The organism is Pseudomonas sp. H2_A10 (genome assembly GCF_054680085.1).
The window spans coordinates 1,907,681-1,925,854 of record NZ_CP162821.1 but is presented as its reverse complement, the minus strand read 5'-3'; the positions used below and the strand labels follow the sequence as shown (position 1 = coordinate 1,925,854).

The window sequence follows — 18,174 nt, the reverse complement described above, 5'->3', positions numbered from 1 at the left end:
GTTACCAACGGCTATTCTTGCCGGGCTTTCAGGGCAAACCGCCCGCTTCCGCCACCGGAAGAAAAGCCATGTTCAAATGGATTGGTGCCTGTTTTCAATCTGTTACCGGTGTTCACTGACGTTGATTTGTCGCTCCTTGATCCAACGTCTTACTTCGGCCGCTGCGTTTGCAGCGGCCTTTTTTATGCCTGGAATAAAAAACGGGGCGCCCATGGCGCCCCGTCATATTCAAGGGTATTCAAGCAACGATCACAGGCTGTATTTCTGCAGGTTGGCCATCATCTCCTTCAACGCCTCGATGTTGTCTTGAGGATGGGCTGCGCCTTCGAAATCGCAGATCTGCTGCCAGTGCGCCGCCACGTCATCGGGCGAAAAACCGGCCTCGGGGTCAAAACCCACACCCAGGCTGCGCTCCCAGCGGGTCTTGCCAACCCAGCCGCCGCCCACTTCGAATAGACCCGAGGTTTCCTGGCACGCCTCGCTGCCCAGGTACACCACCAGCGGGCTGACCAGCTCCGGCTTGAGGCGCTCGAATACCTGCGGCGGGATCAGGCCTTCGGTCATGCGCGTGCCGCCGGTGGGGGCGATGGCATTGACCAGGATATTGTTCTTGCGCCCTTCCAGCGCCAGGGTGCGGGTCAGGCCATACAGGCCAAGCTTGGCCATGCCGTAGTTGGACTGGCCAAAGTTGCCGTAGATGCCCGAAGTGGACGCGGTGAAGATCACCCGGCCATACCCTTGCTCACGCAGATGGGGCCAGGCGGCGCGGGTGACTTTGTAGGCGCCTTCGACATGCACGCGGTAAACCAGGTCCCAGTCGGCGTCGTCCATTTTGTGGAAGGTTTTGTCGCGCAGGATGCCGGCATTGTTGACCACCACATCGATGCGGCCGAAGGCGTCCAGTGCGTGCTGCACGATCTTGTCACCGTCGGTGACAGAGTCATGGTTGGCCTCGGCGATACCGCCCGCCGCGCGGATTTGCGCCACCACCCGATCAGCCGCCGACGCATTGGCGCCTTCGCCCTGGGTAGAACCACCCAGATCGTTGACCAGTACCTTGGCCCCGTGCCTGGCGAACAACAGCGCATGGGCCCGGCCCAAGCCGCCGCCGGCACCGGTGACGATCACGACCTTATCCTGGAACTGCACTGACTCACTCATACCGAACTCCAATGGCGACAATGGCAATGGGTGGAGTGTCAGGCACAGCGTCTCTGGTCACAATAAAAACGGCCAGGGCTGAATGGTGCTCGATAAGGCTGGGGGATGATCCTGCGGCTCAGGAATAAGCCACTCGCGACTCAACCTGCCGGATGCGCTCACGAAACGCCAGGTAGTGCTTGAGCACCTGCACCGGCGCCTCGATCTGCGGGTAGTGGCCGATATTGGCGAGCAACACCGTGTCGGCGTGGGGCACCAACTGGTGGTAACGCTCCAGCATATGAACACCGGAGATGGGGTCGAGCTCGCCGTTGATCAGCTTCAGCGGCACCTCACCCTGCTGCATCGCCGTAACCCAGCGCTCACGCAGGCGCCGACGCTGAGGGATGTAGGCAATCAATTTGTGCAGGATGCGCGTGCCGTCATTGCCGTCGATCAGGCTCCAGAAGTCGTCCAGGGCGCTTTCGCTGGGGCGGGTATCGGGGCCGAAAATCTCGTTGAAGCTGTTCGCCAGGGCATTGCGCCCGAAGGCTCGACCGATCATCCAGCCCAATGGGCTGAGCAAGAGCTTTTGTACCAACGCCGGGCGATGGGTTTCCGGGAACAACCCGCCGTTGAGAAACACGCAACTGGCCATCCGGAACCGGCCCTCGGAATGGCGAGCCAACAGTTCCTGGGCGACGCTGTCCCCGTAGTCATGGGCCAGCACATGCACCGGCTGCTCAACCCGCAGGTGTTCGAGCAGGGCTTGTTGCACATCCGCCTGCTCCAACAGGCAGTAGCCGTGATCGAGCGGCTTGGCCGAATCGCCGAAGCCGAGCATGTCACACGCAATGACCAGGTTGTGCTGGGTCAGGGGCTGCCACAGGTAATGCCAGTCCCAACTGGCCGTGGGGAAGCCATGGATCAACAGCAAGGGTTCGCCCTGCCCCGCCACCCAATAGCGGAGGGTGTGGCCGCGAAAATCGAAACTCTGGCTGCGCTTGCGCCAGGCTCTGAGGGGGATCTCGGCGAGTGGCATCAGCTTCTATACCCAGGGTCTTGAGCATCCAATTTACGTAGCAACGCCGGCCAGGCCAGCGCGCCCCCCATACCTTGAGCACTCTTGGTGACCGCCGCCACCATGGCCTTGGCGCCCGCCAGAATCTGCGGGCCGATGGCGATCAGTTCCGCGCCGCCGTTTTGCGCCAGCACCTGGATATCGCAGGCACGCTGGAAGGTAAACATCATCAGGAAGGTGTCGGCGATGGTGTTGGCGCAGGTCAGCAGCCCATGGTTGTGCAGCATCAGGAAATGCTTGTCGCCCAGGTCGGCTTGCAGGCGCGCCTTCTCTTCGTGATTCAGCGCCACACCCTCATAGGCGTGATAGGCCAGGCTCGACAGCACGAAGATCGATTGCTGGCTGATCGGCAACACACCTTGCTTTTGCGCGGCCACCGCAACACCGGCGGCGGTGTGGGTGTGCAGCACGCAGGTCACGTCGTGACGCACTTCATGGATGGCGCTGTGGATGGTGTAGCCCGCCGGGTTGATCTCGTAGGGGCTGTCCATCAGCTTGTTGCCGGCCTGGTCGACTTTGACCAGGCTCGACGCGGTGATCTCGTGGAACATCAGCCCGTAGGGGTTGATCAGGAAATCATCGGTGCCCGGCACCTTGGCCGAGATATGGGTGAAGATCAAATCATCCCAGCCATGCAGCGCCACCAGGCGGTAGCAGGCCGCCAGGTCGACACGGGTTTGCCATTCGGCAGCGCTGACCTGGTCTTTGACATTCTGCGGCGATACAACCGGGGCTAGGCTCACGGCAATGACCTCCTTGGCGCACGTTCTTATTGTTTTTTTAAGTGATGGGCCAGTCTAGTCAGACGCCCTGGCCGAAGGAGTTGCCTTCGCAGCCAGCTTGATGACCGAGCGAGTCAGCTGTGAGGATAGTTTAATTTTGTTTAAACGGCGTCAAAGAGACGCCGTCAATAAAACTGCCGCGCACCGTCGGCAAAGCCCGTTCAATTGCGCAGTGCGCTAACCAATTCGGCCAGCCAAGGCTCGGCGTCGGCTTCCGGGGTGACGCTTTCGCTGGCGTCCAGGCGCAACATCGGCAGCACTTCATGTACACCCAACTCACCGAACAACTCGCGCATCTGTTCGCCGCCGCCACAGAAGGTATCGCCGTAGCTCGCATCGCCCAGGCCGATCACCGCGCCGGGCAGGCCACGCCAGGCGGCGGGCAACTGATCGCGAATGGTCGAGTACAGCGGTTGCAGGTTGTCGGGCAATTCGCCCATGCCGGTGGTCGACGTCACTGCAAGGAAGGCCTGCGGGGCAAAGGCCTGCACCTCGGCCAGGGTAGCGCGCGGGTTGTGCAAGACTTCAAAACCGGCGTTATTGAGGATGCCTGCGGCGTGGCGGGCGACTTCTTCAGCCGTGCCGTACACCGAGCCGGAAAGGATGGCGACTTTCATCAATCTGATCCTGTAGTTGAGCGAAAGGCTGGGATATTAACAGCGGTGCAAAAATTTCGCGGCACGCCGTGCAAGATTGTGAAGTTGCCATAAACTGTCTCACTCCTCACTCAGCCATGGATCGCCTAATGATCAACGCCAAGCTGATGCAAATGATCGTCAACGCTTCCAACGACGGCATCGTGGTCGCCGAACGCGAAGGCAAGGACAAGCCGCTGATCTACGTTAACCCGGCCTTCGAACGGCTGACGGGCTACACGCTGGATGAAATCCTCTATCAGGATTGCCGTTTCCTGCAATCGGGCGATCGCGATCAGCCGGCCCTGATGGCGATTCGAGAGGCCTTGGAAGACGGCGGTGCGTGCCGGGAGATCCTGCGTAATTACCGCAAGGACGGCAGCCATTTCTGGAATGAGCTGTCACTTTCAACGGTGTATAACGAGGCCGATAAACAAACCTATTTTGTCGGCGTACAAAAGGACGTCACGCTCCAGGTCAAGGCCCAGCAGCGTGTTACCCAGTTGGAAAGCGAACTGGCGGGGGTCAAGGCCGAGCTGGCCGCGCTCAAGGCGACGAGCGGATCTAACAAAATTTAGAATCCGCAGCCATTCGGTAGGATAATGGCACTTTAATGCCCTTCTATTGAGCAACCGCGATGCCACGCAACGCACTCTTGACCCAAGACGAATTGGATTTCATCCAGAGCATGCAGCACAACCCGCAACTGAACCTGCATGAGGCTTCGTCGAGCCTGACCGTCAATGGAGGCGCACAAATTCGCGACTTGCTCACCCGACTGGCGGCCCACGACCAGGTCACCATCCAGGCGCAGTTCGACAACCAGCAACTGACCTTCCCTCTGCATCTGGTCGAAGATGAGTTCAATGCGGTGCATCTGCGCTTGGGGGTACCGAGCATTTTCGAAGACGGGCCGATGATCCGGCCGTGGCGCATGGCACTTGAGGAACCGGTGGCATTGGAGAACGTCAGGGGTACTCCTGGCGCGCTTTGGGTGCATGAAGTGTCGTTCAAGGGGGTGCTGGTGGAAATTCGCGGCCGGATCAAACCACCCAGGACCTTTTCACTATGGTTCAGCCCGTCCGGCTACGAACGCATCGCGTTGCGTGGCGCGCTGGAGCGGGAAACCGCCCGTGACCTGCTTGCCTACCGCTTGAGCCAGACTGATGGGGGCGAGACCGAGCGCCTGCGCCAGTTCATCCTGCATCAACATCGCCTGATGCACCCGCACGTGCACGCCTGACCTCAGGTATCCAGGCTGCCATACAGAAACTGCTGCAAGCGGCGCTGCATCAAGCGCCCTTCACTGCCCAGGCAACCGACGGAAGACCCTGCGAGGTCGTGTTCCGCCAGGTCCGAAGCGGCCCCGGCGATGAACAGCGGGCAGTCCAGGGTCTGCGCCAGACGGTTCAGGCGCCCGACCAGTTCGTGGTTATGTGAATAGTTGGAGAACATCACCAGCGCCTTCGGATGAGCCTTCTCACACACCAGCGTCAACTCATCAAATGGCTGGCCCATGCCCAGCACCTTCACGGCCAGGTCTTCCCCGCTCATCAGCATTGCCGCCACCAGCAGCTCCAATTTACGGCACTCGCCGGGCATCGCCGCCAGCAATACCCGAGGCGCAGGCGACACGCTCGCCAGGTGCAAGCGCTCAAAGGTATGGATACGCAGGAAATAGTCGTAAAACAGCCATTCACTGGCCTGGCCGAAACGGCCTTGATGACGCAACAGTTCATTCCAGAGGGGCATCAGGATGTCCTGGAATGCCACGCTGAGGGGGTATGTCGCGCAGATCTGGCCATACAGGCATTCCAGTTGACGATCATCAAAGGCACTGACGGCCTGCCGCAGGCGGGCCCGCCACTGCGACCACTCGCACTCTTCGACGGCGCCCCGCTGAGCGCGAACCGCTTCGGCCTGCTGCTCGTCGCGGGCAAGAATTTTGCCCACTTTGCTGACCGCCACCCCGCGCTCAATCCAATCGAGAATACGATTGACGGTCACGATATCGGCTTGGGAGTAGAGACGGTGCCCGCTTTCGGTGCGCAGGGGCTGGATCAGGCCATAACGGCGCTCCCAGGCACGCAGGGTGACCGGGTTGACGCCTGTCAATCTCGAGACTTCACGGATTGGAAACAACGCGTCGGCGTCGACCGGTTCCAGATGCGAAAGACTATCAATTGGAGCAGTAATCACGGGCATTTGAGAGCAAAACACCGACGGATATTGGGCGCTTATTTAACGCCTTTACACCTGTCTTTTTCAAGTTCTGTGCTTTTCGGACCAATGTCGCTGATTTATTGCGCTAAAACAGGAATAATTCTTGCCTGTCTGCTCTGGTGAAAAGAGCAACGACGCGGCACCACCCCGCAGCGTCGTCCGTGCACCACCTACCCGGTTGAACGCACCCGAATACTTGGAGATACACAATGTCTACCTCTCCCGTCACCTTGATGGTTGCGCGCCGCGTCGCCAAAGGTCGTTACGAAGAACTGATGGCTTGGCTGCGCGAAGGCGAGCAACTGGCTACGGACTTCCCCGGTTACCTGGGTTCAGGCGTGCTCGCGCCACCGCCCAACGATGATGAGTTCCAGATCATTTTCCGCTTCGCCGACGAAAAGACCCTGCACGCCTGGGAGTTTTCCGCGTCCCGCAGTGCCTGGCTGAGCCGTGGCAGCGAGCTGTTTGCCGACCCCTCCGAGCACCGCGTGCGCGGCATCGATGGCTGGTTCGGTGCGGTGGGTTCAAGGCCGCCGCGCTGGAAGCAGGCCGTGGCGATCTGGCTGGCGTTTTTCCCGGTGTCGCTGCTGTTCAACTTTGTACTGGGGCCATTGCTCAACGAATTGGCCCTGCTGCCGCGCGTACTGGTCAGCACGCTGGCGCTCACACCGCTGATGGTTTACCTGTTCATTCCGCTGTCGACCCACCTGCTTTCGAACTGGCTGCATCCCGCGCCGGCACCGCGCAAGGCCACCGAAGCGGCGGCGTGAGTACAGGGGCGGCCCGTCGCTGGTATGATTTGCGCCTGCCAGCGACGCGAGCCTCCCATGACTGCAACGAACGCCCCGATCCTGATCACCGGCGCCGGCCAGCGCGTCGGCCAACATTGCGCCCAGCGCCTGCTGGACGAGGGCCAGTCGGTGATTTTCAGCTACCGCAGCGAACGCCCCGGCGTGCAGGCCCTGCGCGAACGGGGTGCGATCGGCGTGTTTGCCGATTTCTCCAGCGAGGCCGGGATCCTGGCGTTTATTGCTGAACTGAACACCCATACCCAGAGCCTGCGTGCGATCATCCACAACGCTTCGGCCTGGGTCGCGGAAACGCCAGGCGATGAAAGTCGCGCGTTCAGCGACATGTTCAGCGTACACATGCTTGCGCCCTACCTGATCAACCTGCATTGTTCACCGTTGCTGCAACGCTCATCACCTGCCGATATCGTGCATATCAGCGACGATGTGGTGCGCAAGGGCAGCCGTCAGCACATCGCCTATTGCGCCACCAAGGCGGGGCTCAACAGCCTGACACTGTCATTTGCCGCGCAGTTTGCGCCGCAGATCAAGGTCAACGGCATCGCCCCGGCGATGGTGATGTTCAACGCGGACGACGACGCGGCCTACCGCGCCAAGGTCCTGGCCAAGTCGGCATTGGGCATCGAGCCCGGCCCCGAGGTGATCTACCAGAGCGTGCGTTACCTGCTGGACAATCCCTATGTCACCGGTACCACCCTGACCGTCAACGGCGGGCGGCATATCAAGTAAGCCGTTTGTGAGGATGTTGTATGACTTTATCCCTGCCCCACCATTACCGTGAGATTCTCAAGGGCTTGGGTGAAGACCCGGAGCGCGAAGGCCTGCTCGATACGCCCAAACGCGCCGCCAAGGCCATGCAATACCTGTGTCATGGTTATGAGCAGAACCTGGAAACCATCGTCAACGGCGCACTGTTCGCCTCCGACAACGACGAGATGGTGATTCTCAAGGACATCGAGTTGTACTCGCTGTGCGAACACCACCTGCTGCCCTTTATCGGCAAGGCTCACGTGGCCTATATTCCAACCGGCAAGGTGCTGGGCCTGTCAAAGCTGGCGCGCATCGTCGACATGTTCGCCCGGCGCCTGCAGATCCAGGAAAACCTCACGCGGCAAATCGCCGACGCCATCCAGGACGTGACCCAGGCCGCCGGTGTGGCGGTGGTGATCGAGGCTAAGCACATGTGCATGATGATGCGCGGTGTGGAAAAACAGAATTCAACCATGAACACCTCGGTGATGCTCGGCGCCTTCCGCGAGTCGAACACCACGCGCATGGAGTTCCTGCAACTGATTGGACGGAGCAAGTAGCAATGCCACAACTTCAACCAGGCATGGCGCGCATCCGGGTCAAGGACCTGTGCCTGCGCACCTATATCGGCATCAATGAGGACGAGATCCTCAACAAGCAGGATGTGCTGATCAACCTGACCATCCTGTATGCCGCCCAGGAAGCCGTGCGCGACAACGACATCGACCATGCCCTGAACTACCGCACCATCACCAAGGCAATCATCGCCCACGTGGAGGGCAACCGTTTTGCCCTGCTCGAGCGCCTGACCCAGGAGTTGCTGGACCTGGTGATGAGCAATGAATCGGTCCTGTACGCCGAAGTCGAAGTGGACAAGCCCCATGCGCTGCGTTTTGCCGAGTCGGTTTCGATCACTCTGGCGGCCAGCCGCTGATAGTTAAGTGAGCCTTATGAACGACCAACAACGCCTCGAACTCGAAGCCGCAGCCTTCCGCAGGCTGGTGGCGCACCTGGACAGCCGCAAGGATGTGCAGAACATAGACCTGATGAACCTCGCCGGTTTCTGCCGCAACTGCTTATCCAAGTGGTACAAGGCCGAGGCCGATGAGCGCCAGATCGACGTCAGCCTCGATGACGCCCGTGAAGTGGTGTACGGCATGCCGTACGCCGAGTGGAAAGCCCACTACCAGAAAGAAGCCAGCGCCGAGCAACACGCGGCGTTCGTCAAAGGAAAAACCCATGACTGATTTGAACACCCTGCGCGCAAGCCTCAACAGTGGCGAACACGCGTTTGCCGACACCTTGGCCTTTGTCGCTGCCGGCTACGACTACCAGCCGCAAGCCTTCACCAACGGCGGCGTGGAAAACGCCGCCGGGCAGAACGAAGGTTCGTGCAAGACCCTGGGTTTGGCGCTGCTGGAAGGGTTGAGTGACCAGGAGGCGTTGCTGGCGTTTGGGGAGCATTACCGTTCGGTGGTGGCTACGCCTGAGGGCAGCGATCACGGCAATATTCGGGCGCTGATCGAGCATGGCCTGGCCGGTGTCAAATTCACCGCACAGCCTCTGATCCGCAAACCCTAAGCCAGACGCAAACCAAAATGTGGGAGGGGCGGTGCGACGATTCGACTTGCTCCCGATAGCGGTGAATCAGCCAAAAATCCGGTGACTGACACCCTGTTATCGGGAGCAAGTCGAATCGTCGCACCGCCCCTCCCACATTTGTTTTTTTGCGGCGTTGGTTAGAACGAAGCGTCCTTCAACCCATCGAGGTACCGCTCGGCATCCAGAGCCGCCATGCAACCGGCGCCGGCCGAGGTGATGGCCTGGCGGTACACGTGGTCAGCCACGTCACCCGCAGCAAAGATACCTTCGATGTTCGTCGCGGTGGCATTGCCTTCACGGCCGCCCTGCACCACCAGGTAACCATCCTTGGCTTCCAGCACACCTTCGAACAGCGAAGTGTTCGGGGTGTGGCCGATAGCGATGAACACACCGTCGACTTTCAGCTCGTCGAAGCTGCCGTCGTTGTTCTTCAGGCGGGCACCGGTCACGCCCATGTTGTCGCCCAGGACTTCGTCCAGGGTGGCATTGAGCTTGAGGATGATCTTGCCTTCAGCGACACGGGCGTGCAGCTTGTCGATCAGGATCTTCTCGGCGCGGAACGTTTCGCGGCGGTGAACCAGAGTCACGGTGCTGGCGATGTTGGCCAGGTACAGCGCCTCTTCCACGGCAGTGTTGCCGCCACCGACCACGGCGACCGGCTTGTTGCGGTAGAAGAACCCGTCGCAGGTGGCGCAGGCCGAAACGCCCTTGCCCATGAACGCCTCTTCCGACGGCAGGCCAAGGTAGCGGGCGCTGGCGCCGGTGGCGATGATCAGCGCGTCACAGGTGTACACGCCGCTGTCGCCGGTCAGGCTGTAAGGCTTCTTGGAGAAGTCGACCTTGTTGATGTGATCAAACACGATCTCGGTTTCAAAGCGCTCGGCGTGCTCTTTCATGCGTTCCATCAGCGCCGGGCCGGTCAGGCCGTGGACATCCCCAGGCCAGTTGTCGACTTCGGTGGTGGTGGTCAACTGACCGCCCGCCTGCATGCCGGTGATCAGCAGCGGCTTGAGGTTGGCCCGGGCAGCATAGACGGCAGCGCTGTAACCGGCAGGGCCGGAACCCAGAATAATCACTCGCGAATGACGGGTATCAGACATGACTCGCTCCTATCGACCGCCCGGACTACAAGACGGCTGGAATAAAAAAGGACCGCGAAGCACTTGGGGAAGGCTTGAACTCGCAGATCCTGAAAATAATGGGTGCAGCGTATAGAGGGGGGCAAGATTAAGGAAATACGGAATAACAATCCAGCTCATAGGTGGTCTCTATGCAGTCGGCTCGGTCAATCGACAGGTTTGTTACCGCTGATGTCGCCGCTTTCGCCCGGAATACAAAGCCGGTAAGGTCGGCGCGTTCGTCCCTATGCTCGGAGTTTTCCATGCCTGCCCCTGCTCTTTCCGGCCCGCAATACCTGCGTGAAGGCCTCAAACTGGTGCTGAGCCCTGGCTTGCGCCTGTTTGTGCTGCTACCGCTGGTGATCAATCTCGTGCTGTTCGTCGGCCTGATTTATTTCGCCGGTCATCAGTTCAGCCTCTGGGTTGACCATTTGATGCCGACCCTGCCGAGTTGGCTGAGCTTTTTGAATTACCTGCTCTGGCCGTTGTTTGTGGTGCTGGTGGTGCTGATGGTGTTTTTCACCTTCACCATGCTCGCCAATATCATCGCGGCACCGTTCAATGGCTTTCTCTCGGAAAAGGTCGAAGTGGTGGTGCGTGGCACCGATGACTTCCCGGCCTTTAGTTGGGGCGAGCTGATCGCCATGGTGCCGCGCACCCTGGCCCGTGAAATGCGCAAGCTGGGTTATTTCCTGCCGCGGGCCATCGGCCTGTTTATCCTGTCGTTTATCCCGGTGGTCAACCTGATCGCCGCGCCGTTGTGGCTGTTGTTCGGCGTGTGGATGATGGCGATCCAATACATCGACTACCCGGCCGACAACCACAAGCTGGGCTGGAACGAAATGCTCGCCTGGCTGCGCCAGAAACGCTGGCAGAGCATGAGCTTCGGCGGAATCGTCTACCTGGTGCTGCTGGTGCCGGTGCTCAACCTGCTGATGATGCCGGCGGCGGTGGCCGGGGCGACGTTGTTCTGGGTGCGCGAGCAGGGTGCCGAGGCGATGGCCGTGGCGAAAGTGACCCCGTCATAAATCCATCATCTGCACGACACAATGGCGACATGGCCCACAGGGACACTGTGGGTCATGACGACTGCTTTGCTTCATATCACCCTGATTACCGAAACCTTCCCGCCAGAGATCAACGGAGTGGCCAATACCCTTGGCCGCCTGTGCGAAGGGCTACGTGCGCGTGGCCATCAAGTCGAACTGGTACGCCCACGCCAGGGCGCCGACCAAAGCCGCCCCAGCGACGACCAATTGTTGTTGTGCCGTGGCTGGCCGTTGCCCGGTTACCCAGGCCTGCAATGGGGTCAATCTTCGATGCACAAGCTGCTGCGACGCTGGACACGGCAGCGCCCGGACGTGCTGTATATCGCCACCGAGGGGCCGCTGGGGCTGTCGGCCTTGCGGGCGGCGCGGCGCTTGGGGATCAGCGTGGTCAGCGGTTTTCACACCAACTTCCAGCAGTACTCGAACCAGTACGGTTTGAGCCTGTTGAGCCGCATGGTCACGCAGTACCTGCGCTGGTTTCATAACCGCTCCACCCTGACCCTGGTGCCCAGCGCCAGCCAGCGCCTGGAACTGGAGCGTCGGCATTTCGAACGCCTGGGGATGTTGTCGCGTGGGGTCGACAGCCAACTGTTCCACCCGATCAAGCGCGACAACGCACTGCGTGAGGGCTGGGGCTTGGCAAACGACGATATTGCCGTGCTGCACGTTGGGCGCCTGGCCCAGGAGAAAAACCTCGGGTTACTCAAACGCTGTTTCGATGCCTTGCGGGCAACGTACCCACAGCGCCGGATGCGGCTGATCATCGTCGGCGACGGCCCGCAACGCCTGTTGCTGGAGCGCGAGCTGCCCGACGCGGTGTTTTGCGGGACCCAGCGCGGCGAGGAACTGGCAAGGCATTACGCCTCTGGGGATCTGTTCCTGTTCCCCAGCCTGACCGAAACCTTTGGCAATGTGGTGTTGGAAGCAATGGCTTCAGGGTTGGGCGTAGTGGCTTATGACCAGGCGGCCGCCACCCAGCACATCCGCCATGGCTACAACGGTGTGCTGGCGATGCCGGGGGATGAGGATGCGTTTTGCGATGCGGCCATTTGGCTGCTGGAAGAACGGGAAACGTTGCGCAGGGCGCGCCTGAATGCACGCCAACACGCCAGCCGCCAGGGCTGGCCGGCGATTATCGAGCAGTTCGAACAGCAACTGCGTGGGGCGTGCGGCGAGCAGCCTGCGCTTGCGGGGGCCTCGCGCCTGATCTGACACGCGTGAGGCTTGTCAGATCGCTGGCGCCGCTTAGACCAGGGTCGTCAACGCCTCACGACTGAACGGCAGAATATCGCCCTCGCGACCTTCCCGTACCTTCACCGCCCACTCCGGATCAACCAGCAGCGCACGGCCCACGGCAACCAGATCGAACTCATCGTTGTTCAGGCGCTCCAGCAGTTTCTCCAGGCTGGCTGGCTGCGCAACTTTGTCGGTGTTGACCATGAACTGCAGGAATTCGCCATCCAGGCCGACGCTACCCACCGTAATGGTCGGTTTGCCGGTGAGTTGGCGGGTCCAGCCGGCCAGGTTGAGGTCGGAGCCTTCGAATTCCGGCTCCCAAAAACGGCGGGTGGAGCAGTGGAAAATATCCACGCCCGCGTCGGACAACGGCTTCAGGAACTCACCCAGCGCTTCAGGGGTTTGCACCAGGCGTGCGGTGTAATCCTGCTGCTTCCACTGGGAGAAACGGAAGATGATAGGGAAGTCCGGGCCCACAGCTGCGCGCGTGGCCTGGATCAATTCGATGGCAAACCGCGAACGGTTGGCCAGGCTGCCGCCATATTCGTCGGTACGCTGGTTGCTGCCTTCCCAGAAGAACTGGTCCACCAGATAGCCGTGGGCGCCGTGGATCTCTACACCGTCCATGCCGATGCTTTGTGCATCCTTGGCGGCTTGAGCGAAGGCATTGATCACGTCCTTGATGTCCTGGGCGCTCATGCCGTGGACGACCACCGTGCCATCTTTGAGTTTTTCCATCGGGCCATAAGCCGGCACGCTGGCATCCGGCTCGGTGCCGATACGCCGCACGCTGCCCACGTGCCAGAGTTGCGGGACGATCTTGCCACCCTCGGCGTGGACGGCATCCACCACCTTCTTCCAACCGGCCAACGCAGCCTCGCCGTAAAAATGCGGCACATTCGGGTACCCATTGGAGGCCTGGTGACCGACCACGGTGCCTTCGGTGATGATCAGGCCTACGCCGGCCGCCGCGCGGCGACGGTAGTACTCGATGACGTTGGAATTGGGAACGCCGCCAGGAGAAAACGAGCGCGTCATCGGCGCCATGACCACACGGGTCGACAGCTGCAGTGCACCGAGCTGGAAGGGTTTGAACAGGGCTTGGACAGGCATGCGGGCACTCCACGAAAGACGAGGTTTATGACGCGGATAATATGGGCCGTGCCCGGTGCTGAGTAGCACTATTGATCTGGGTGATTAAAGGGTAAAAGCGGCAAAGGTTAGACGGGGCTGCTGCGCAGCCCAACGCGGGCAAGCCCGCTCACCCCAAAAGCCCAGTGGGAAGGGTCAGATCAGGGCTTTTTCGATGGCCTGGATGACTGTGGGATCATCCGGCGCCGTGCGTGGCGAGAAACGCGCGAGTACGCGACCGTCTTTGCCGAGCAGGAATTTCTCGAAGTTCCAGGTGATATCCCCTGGAAACTCGGCGCCCTCGCCTGCCAGCAAGCGGTACAGTTGGTGACGATCAGGGCCGTTGACGTCGAGTTTGCTGCCCAGGGGGAAGGTCACGCCGTAGTTCCGGCTGCAGAACGCCTGAATCTCTTGCTCGGTACCCGGCTCCTGGCCTGCAAATTGGTTGCAGGGAAGGCCCAGCACGGTAAACCCCTGGTCCTTGTATTGCTGATAGAGGTTTTCCAACGCCGCATATTGCGGGGTCAAGCCACACTTGGACGCCACATTGACCACCAGCACGACTTGCCCCTTGAAGGGCGCCAGCGGCAGTTCCTGTCCGTCTAAAGCTTTGAGTTTAAGGTCGTGGAAAGCACTCATGACGAACTCCAGATATTCCAGGTCTTTGCATTGCAGTGATTCGAGATTACAACCCGCAAGCCTGCAATCATAGACGCCGATTACAAAACTCGCCTGCGGGTTACTGAGCGGTCGCCCACGGCAAAATCGGAATCGCGGTGACGGCGTTCTGCGGGCTGCCTTCGATGAGGCGATCGCTGTAGACCAGGTACACCAGGGTGTTGCGCTTCTTGTCGAGGAAACGCACCACTTGCATGGTCTTGAACACCAGCGAGGTGCGCTCTTTGAACACTTCGTCGCCGTCCTTGAGTTCGCCCTTGAAGCGGATCGGCCCCACCTGACGGCAGGCGATCGAGGCTTCGGCACGGTCTTCGGCCAGGCCCAGGCCGCCTTTGACCCCGCCGGTCTTGGCGCGCGACAGGTAGCACGTCACGCCTTCGACCTTGGGGTCGTCAAAGGCTTCAACGACGATCCGGTCATTGGGGCCGACAAACTTGAACACCGTCGACACCTGGCCAATCTCTTCGGCCGAGGCCAGCAGCGGCATGGCCAACAGCAGGCCGAGTAATCCCTTCATCACGCGCATCGTGTACTTCCTATGGTTAAACCAGGATCAGGTTGTCGCGGTGAACCAGTTCCGGTTCGGCCATATACCCCAAAAGCCCGACAATGGCGTCAGACGATTGCCCAATAATTTTCTGCGCTTCCAGGGCGCTGTAGTTGGCCAGGCCACGGGCGATCTCGCGACCGTCCGGCGCGACACACACCACCATTTCGCCACGGCGGAAGCTGCCCTGCACCAGCTTGACGCCCACCGGCAGCAGGCTTTTGTTGCCCTGGGAAAGTGCCGAGACCGCACCATCGTCCAGCACCAGGGTGCCACGGGTCTGCAGATGCCCGGCCAGCCACTGCTTGCGCGCCGCCAGCATGCCGCGCTCCGGTGACAGCAGCGTGCCAATGCGCTCACCGGCCTTGAGACGGTCCAGTACGCGCGCCAGGCGGCCACCGACGATGATGGTGTGGGCACCGGAACGCGCGGCCAGGCGCGCGGCGCGCAGCTTGGTCTGCATGCCGCCACGGCCCAGGGCACCGCCGACGCTGCCGGCCACGGCGTCCAGCGCCGGGTCATCGGCACGCGCTTCATAGATAAGCTGGGCATCGGGGTTGTTGCGCGGGTCGGCGTCGTACATGCCGTCGCGGTCGGTGAGGATCACCAGCAGGTCGGCTTCCACCAGGTTGGCCACCAGGGCGGCCAGGGTGTCGTTGTCGCCGAAGCGGATTTCGTCGGTGACCACCGTGTCGTTCTCGTTGATCACCGGGATCACCTTGAGCTCCACCAACGCGCGCAAGGTGCTGCGGGCGTTGAGGTAGCGCTTGCGGTCGGACAGGTCGTCGTGAGTCAGCAGGATCTGCGCCGTGTGGCGGCCGTGCTCGGCGAAGCTCGATTCCCAGGCTTGCACCAGGCCCATCTGGCCGATGGCGGCGGCGGCTTGCAGTTCGTGCATCGCGCTGGGTCGCGCGGTCCAGCCGAGGCGGCTCATCCCGGCGGCAACCGCTCCGGACGACACCAGCACCAACTCCACGCCCGCTTCATGCAAGGCCACCATCTGTTCAACCCAGACGCTCATGGCTGCCCGATCCAGGCCCTTGCCATCTGCCGTCAGCAATGCACTGCCGATCTTTACGACCCAGCGCTGCGCACCTGTCACTTTGCTCCGCATCATCTTCAACCTTAGAGTGAGGGCCGCGCGACCCAGCGCGCCCCATAACGTTATTAGTGACTACGTATACCCAGATACCAAAACGCCGCTCATGTGAGCGGCGCTTAAGTTTACTGCAACGAATCAGTCGCGCACGTAAATGATTTCCGGACCGTCTTCATCATCCACGTCTTCTTCGTCCCAATCGTCGTCGCCGATGTCATGGACCGACTTCACGCCGCTGCGGCGCAGGGCACGCTGGTCGTCCAGGGCTTGCAACTGGGCGCGGGCTTCGTCTTCGATCTGCTGGTCGAGTTCGGCGAGTTCGGCCTTGTACACCGGGTCGGCCGCCAGGCGGTCGGCGCGGTCTTCCAGGTAGCGCATGATGTCGCGGGTCAGGCGTTCGGTGCCTTCTTTGGCAATGGCCGAGATCACGTAGACCGGACCCGTCCACTCCAGGCGGTCGACGATTTCCTTGACGCGCTCCTCGTGCTCTTCTTCGAGGATCTGGTCGCACTTGTTCAGCACCAGCCAACGATCACGCTCGGCCAGGGCCGGGCTGAACTTGGTTAGTTCGCTGACGATCACTTCGGCCGCATCCGCTGCGCTGGTTTCATCCAGCGGCGCCATGTCGACGAGGTGCAGCAGCAAACGCGTGCGCGACAAGTGCTTGAGGAAGCGAATCCCCAGGCCCGCGCCATCGGAAGCACCTTCAATCAGGCCGGGAATATCGGCGATCACAAAGCTTTTCCAGCGGTCGACGCTGACCACGCCCAGGTTTGGCACCAGGGTGGTGAACGGGTAGTCGGCGACTTTCGGCTTGGCGGCCGAGACCGAGCGAATGAAGGTACTTTTGCCGGCGTTCGGCAGGCCCAACAGGCCAACGTCCGCCAGTACTTTCATTTCCAGCTTGAGGTCACGCTGCTCGCCCGGCTTGCCCGGCGTGGTCTGGCGTGGCGCACGGTTGGTACTGGATTTGAATCGGGTGTTACCCAGACCGTGCCAGCCGCCCTGCACCACCATCAGCTTCTGGCCGGCCTTGGTCAGGTCACCGATCACTTCCTGGGTCGCGGAGTCGATGATCGTGGTGCCGACCGGTACGCGCAGTACCAGGTCTTCACCTTTTTTACCGGTGCAATCGGTGCTGCCGCCGTTGGAGCCACGCTCGGCATCGAAGTGCCGGGTGTAACGGTAGTCGACCAGGGTGTTGAGGTTTTCGTCGGCCATCATGTAGATGGAACCGCCGTCACCGCCGTCACCGCCGTTGGGGCCACCGTTTTCGATGAATTTTTCGCGACGGAAACTCATGCAACCGTTACCGCCGTCGCCTGCTTTTACTCGGATGGAAACTTCATCAACGAACTTCATAACAAAACGCCTCTCGCCGCACGGACGAGCTTAAAAAACCAAGACATAAGACTCTTGCAAAAATGAGCGCAGCGACCTCAAACAGCGACCGCCTATCCAGCGCCTGAGCCCATTACAAACAGCTTTGCAAGAGACTCACTCCACAAACGAAAAAGCCCCGTCGCAAGACAGGGCTTTTCCAGCGATCTCGCAATTAAGCTGCGACAACGCTCACGTAACGGCGGTTGAACGCGCCTTTTACTTCAAACTTGATCACGCCTTCGATTTTCGCGAAGAGGGTGTGATCTTTACCCATGCCTACACCGTAACCGGCGTGGAATTGGGTGCCGCGCTGACGCACGATGATGTTGCCCGGAATGATTTTCTGGCCGCCATACATCTTAACGCCAAGGCGTTTGGCTTCTGAGTCGCGACCGTTACGGGTACTACCACCAGCTTTTTTGTGTGCCATGAGTCAATTCTCCTAGTGAGGAATTAGGCTGAAATTAAGCCTGAATACCGGTGATTTTGATCTCGGTGTACCACTGGCGGTGGCCCATACGCTTCATGTGGTGCTTACGACGACGGAACTTGATGATGCGGACTTTATCGTGACGACCTTGGGAGATCACTTCAGCCACAACGGTAGCGCCAGCAACAACTGGAGCGCCGATGTTCACGTCATCGCCATTGGCGACCAACAGAACGCGATCAAATGTCACGGAGTCGCCAGTAGCGAGTTCCAGTTTTTCGATCTTCAGGTATTCACCTGGGGCGACCTTGTATTGCTTGCCACCAGTAACAATTACTGCGTACGACATGGTATTTCTCCGATAATCCTGCTCACCCAGCTCTTTATAAGAAGAGGTATTGGCTGGCATGGCTGCATGGGATGGACGTCCCGAATGCAATTGCGTAAGGCAGGTGCTGCCCAGGAAGTTCAGGGTGCGCGA

23 protein-coding genes are annotated in these 18,174 nt (G+C 60.5%); 10 read left to right on the top strand and 13 right to left on the bottom strand.

Features of this window, described 5'->3' with window-relative positions; genetic code table 11:
* Positions 1-249: 249 nt before the first annotated feature.
* The 4 genes from AB4O23_RS08860 to AB4O23_RS08845 form a co-directional block, all read right to left on the bottom strand.
* Positions 250-1,161, bottom strand: a complete 912-nt coding sequence (locus AB4O23_RS08860) for an SDR family oxidoreductase (protein WP_017531107.1) — start codon at positions 1,159-1,161, stop codon at positions 250-252.
* Between the two features lie 118 nt (positions 1,162-1,279).
* Positions 1,280-2,182, bottom strand: a complete 903-nt coding sequence (locus AB4O23_RS08855; protein WP_065876564.1) for an alpha/beta fold hydrolase — start codon at positions 2,180-2,182, stop codon at positions 1,280-1,282.
* Positions 2,182-2,964 carry a class II aldolase/adducin family protein gene (locus AB4O23_RS08850; RefSeq protein WP_017531109.1) on the bottom strand — a complete coding sequence of 261 codons (783 nt, stop codon included), beginning with the start codon at positions 2,962-2,964 and terminating at the stop codon, positions 2,182-2,184. Before AB4O23_RS08850 ends, AB4O23_RS08855 begins: the two co-directional genes overlap by 1 nt.
* 200 nt (positions 2,965-3,164) lie before the next feature.
* Complete coding sequence (locus tag AB4O23_RS08845) at positions 3,165-3,620, bottom strand: flavodoxin (RefSeq protein WP_017531110.1); 456 nt, start codon at positions 3,618-3,620, stop codon at positions 3,165-3,167.
* Positions 3,621-3,748: 128 nt separating this feature from the next.
* On the opposite strand from AB4O23_RS08845, the gene AB4O23_RS08840 reads away from it, so the two are divergent.
* Together AB4O23_RS08840 and AB4O23_RS08835 are read left to right on the top strand one after the other, a co-directional pair.
* Positions 3,749-4,216, top strand: coding sequence for a PAS domain-containing protein (locus tag AB4O23_RS08840; protein ID WP_017531111.1), 468 nt, complete (start codon positions 3,749-3,751; stop codon positions 4,214-4,216).
* Between the two features lie 59 nt (positions 4,217-4,275).
* Positions 4,276-4,881, top strand: a complete 606-nt coding sequence (locus AB4O23_RS08835) for a hypothetical protein (protein ID WP_460062898.1) — start codon at positions 4,276-4,278, stop codon at positions 4,879-4,881.
* 2 nt (positions 4,882-4,883) lie between these two features.
* On the opposite strand, the gene AB4O23_RS08830 is transcribed toward AB4O23_RS08835, so the two are convergent.
* Positions 4,884-5,843 (bottom strand): MerR family transcriptional regulator, encoded by a 960-nt coding sequence (locus AB4O23_RS08830; protein ID WP_065876566.1) that lies wholly within the window; start codon positions 5,841-5,843, stop codon positions 4,884-4,886.
* A 227-nt stretch (positions 5,844-6,070) separates the two neighbouring features.
* Between AB4O23_RS08830 and AB4O23_RS08825 the strand changes: the two genes are divergently transcribed.
* From AB4O23_RS08825 to AB4O23_RS08800, 6 genes are read left to right on the top strand one after another with little or no spacing between them, the layout of a single operon-like run.
* On the top strand, positions 6,071-6,631 hold the full coding sequence (locus AB4O23_RS08825) for an antibiotic biosynthesis monooxygenase (protein ID WP_460062896.1): 561 nt from the start codon (positions 6,071-6,073) through the stop codon (positions 6,629-6,631).
* A gap of 57 nt (positions 6,632-6,688) precedes the next feature.
* Positions 6,689-7,399 carry a dihydromonapterin reductase gene (gene folM, locus AB4O23_RS08820; RefSeq protein WP_065876567.1) on the top strand — a complete coding sequence of 237 codons (711 nt, stop codon included), beginning with the start codon at positions 6,689-6,691 and terminating at the stop codon, positions 7,397-7,399.
* Positions 7,400-7,419: 20 nt separating this feature from the next.
* Entirely contained in the window at positions 7,420-7,980 is a 561-nt protein-coding gene (gene folE, locus AB4O23_RS08815; protein ID WP_065876568.1) for a GTP cyclohydrolase I FolE, read from the top strand.
* A gap of 2 nt (positions 7,981-7,982) precedes the next feature.
* Positions 7,983-8,354: a dihydroneopterin triphosphate 2'-epimerase gene (gene folX / locus AB4O23_RS08810; RefSeq protein WP_003176029.1), complete on the top strand. Its 372-nt coding sequence runs from the start codon at positions 7,983-7,985 to the stop codon at positions 8,352-8,354.
* Between the two features lie 16 nt (positions 8,355-8,370).
* Positions 8,371-8,667 (top strand): DUF1244 domain-containing protein, encoded by a 297-nt coding sequence (locus AB4O23_RS08805; protein ID WP_017531117.1) that lies wholly within the window; start codon positions 8,371-8,373, stop codon positions 8,665-8,667.
* A complete protein-coding gene (locus tag AB4O23_RS08800; protein ID WP_017531118.1) occupies positions 8,660-9,001 on the top strand; it encodes a HopJ type III effector protein in 342 nt (113 codons plus the stop codon). The genes AB4O23_RS08805 and AB4O23_RS08800 overlap by 8 nt, the downstream gene beginning before the upstream one ends.
* Before the next feature lie 158 nt (positions 9,002-9,159).
* On the opposite strand, the gene trxB is transcribed toward AB4O23_RS08800, so the two are convergent.
* Positions 9,160-10,122: a thioredoxin-disulfide reductase gene (gene trxB / locus AB4O23_RS08795; RefSeq protein WP_017531119.1), complete on the bottom strand. Its 963-nt coding sequence runs from the start codon at positions 10,120-10,122 to the stop codon at positions 9,160-9,162.
* 281 nt (positions 10,123-10,403) lie between these two features.
* Here trxB and cysZ point away from each other — a divergent pair, with 281 nt between their 5' ends.
* On the top strand, positions 10,404-11,168 hold the full coding sequence (gene cysZ, locus AB4O23_RS08790) for a sulfate transporter CysZ (RefSeq protein ID WP_017531121.1): 765 nt from the start codon (positions 10,404-10,406) through the stop codon (positions 11,166-11,168).
* 54 nt (positions 11,169-11,222) lie between these two features.
* Complete coding sequence (locus tag AB4O23_RS08785; RefSeq protein ID WP_017531122.1) at positions 11,223-12,401, top strand: glycosyltransferase family 4 protein; 1,179 nt, start codon at positions 11,223-11,225, stop codon at positions 12,399-12,401.
* Positions 12,402-12,434: 33 nt separating this feature from the next.
* On the opposite strand, the gene AB4O23_RS08780 is transcribed toward AB4O23_RS08785, so the two are convergent.
* The 7 genes from AB4O23_RS08780 to rplU form a co-directional block, all read right to left on the bottom strand.
* Positions 12,435-13,538 (bottom strand): NADH:flavin oxidoreductase, encoded by a 1,104-nt coding sequence (locus AB4O23_RS08780; protein WP_017531123.1) that lies wholly within the window; start codon positions 13,536-13,538, stop codon positions 12,435-12,437.
* A gap of 174 nt (positions 13,539-13,712) precedes the next feature.
* Positions 13,713-14,195: a glutathione peroxidase gene (locus AB4O23_RS08775; protein ID WP_065876569.1), complete on the bottom strand. Its 483-nt coding sequence runs from the start codon at positions 14,193-14,195 to the stop codon at positions 13,713-13,715.
* A 100-nt stretch (positions 14,196-14,295) separates the two neighbouring features.
* Entirely contained in the window at positions 14,296-14,760 is a 465-nt protein-coding gene (locus AB4O23_RS08770; RefSeq protein ID WP_017531125.1) for a CreA family protein, read from the bottom strand.
* A gap of 16 nt (positions 14,761-14,776) precedes the next feature.
* The gene (gene proB / locus AB4O23_RS08765) at positions 14,777-15,895 is read right to left on the bottom strand and encodes a glutamate 5-kinase (protein ID WP_026067516.1); all 1,119 of its coding nucleotides are present in this window, start codon (positions 15,893-15,895) and stop codon (positions 14,777-14,779) included.
* A 123-nt stretch (positions 15,896-16,018) separates the two neighbouring features.
* Positions 16,019-17,242 (bottom strand): Obg family GTPase CgtA, encoded by a 1,224-nt coding sequence (gene cgtA, locus AB4O23_RS08760; RefSeq protein ID WP_003176048.1) that lies wholly within the window; start codon positions 17,240-17,242, stop codon positions 16,019-16,021.
* Positions 17,243-17,435: 193 nt separating this feature from the next.
* Positions 17,436-17,693 (bottom strand): 50S ribosomal protein L27, encoded by a 258-nt coding sequence (gene rpmA, locus AB4O23_RS08755; protein ID WP_003176049.1) that lies wholly within the window; start codon positions 17,691-17,693, stop codon positions 17,436-17,438.
* A gap of 34 nt (positions 17,694-17,727) precedes the next feature.
* Positions 17,728-18,042, bottom strand: a complete 315-nt coding sequence (gene rplU, locus AB4O23_RS08750; RefSeq protein WP_017847748.1) for a 50S ribosomal protein L21 — start codon at positions 18,040-18,042, stop codon at positions 17,728-17,730.
* Positions 18,043-18,174 lie beyond the last annotated feature (132 nt).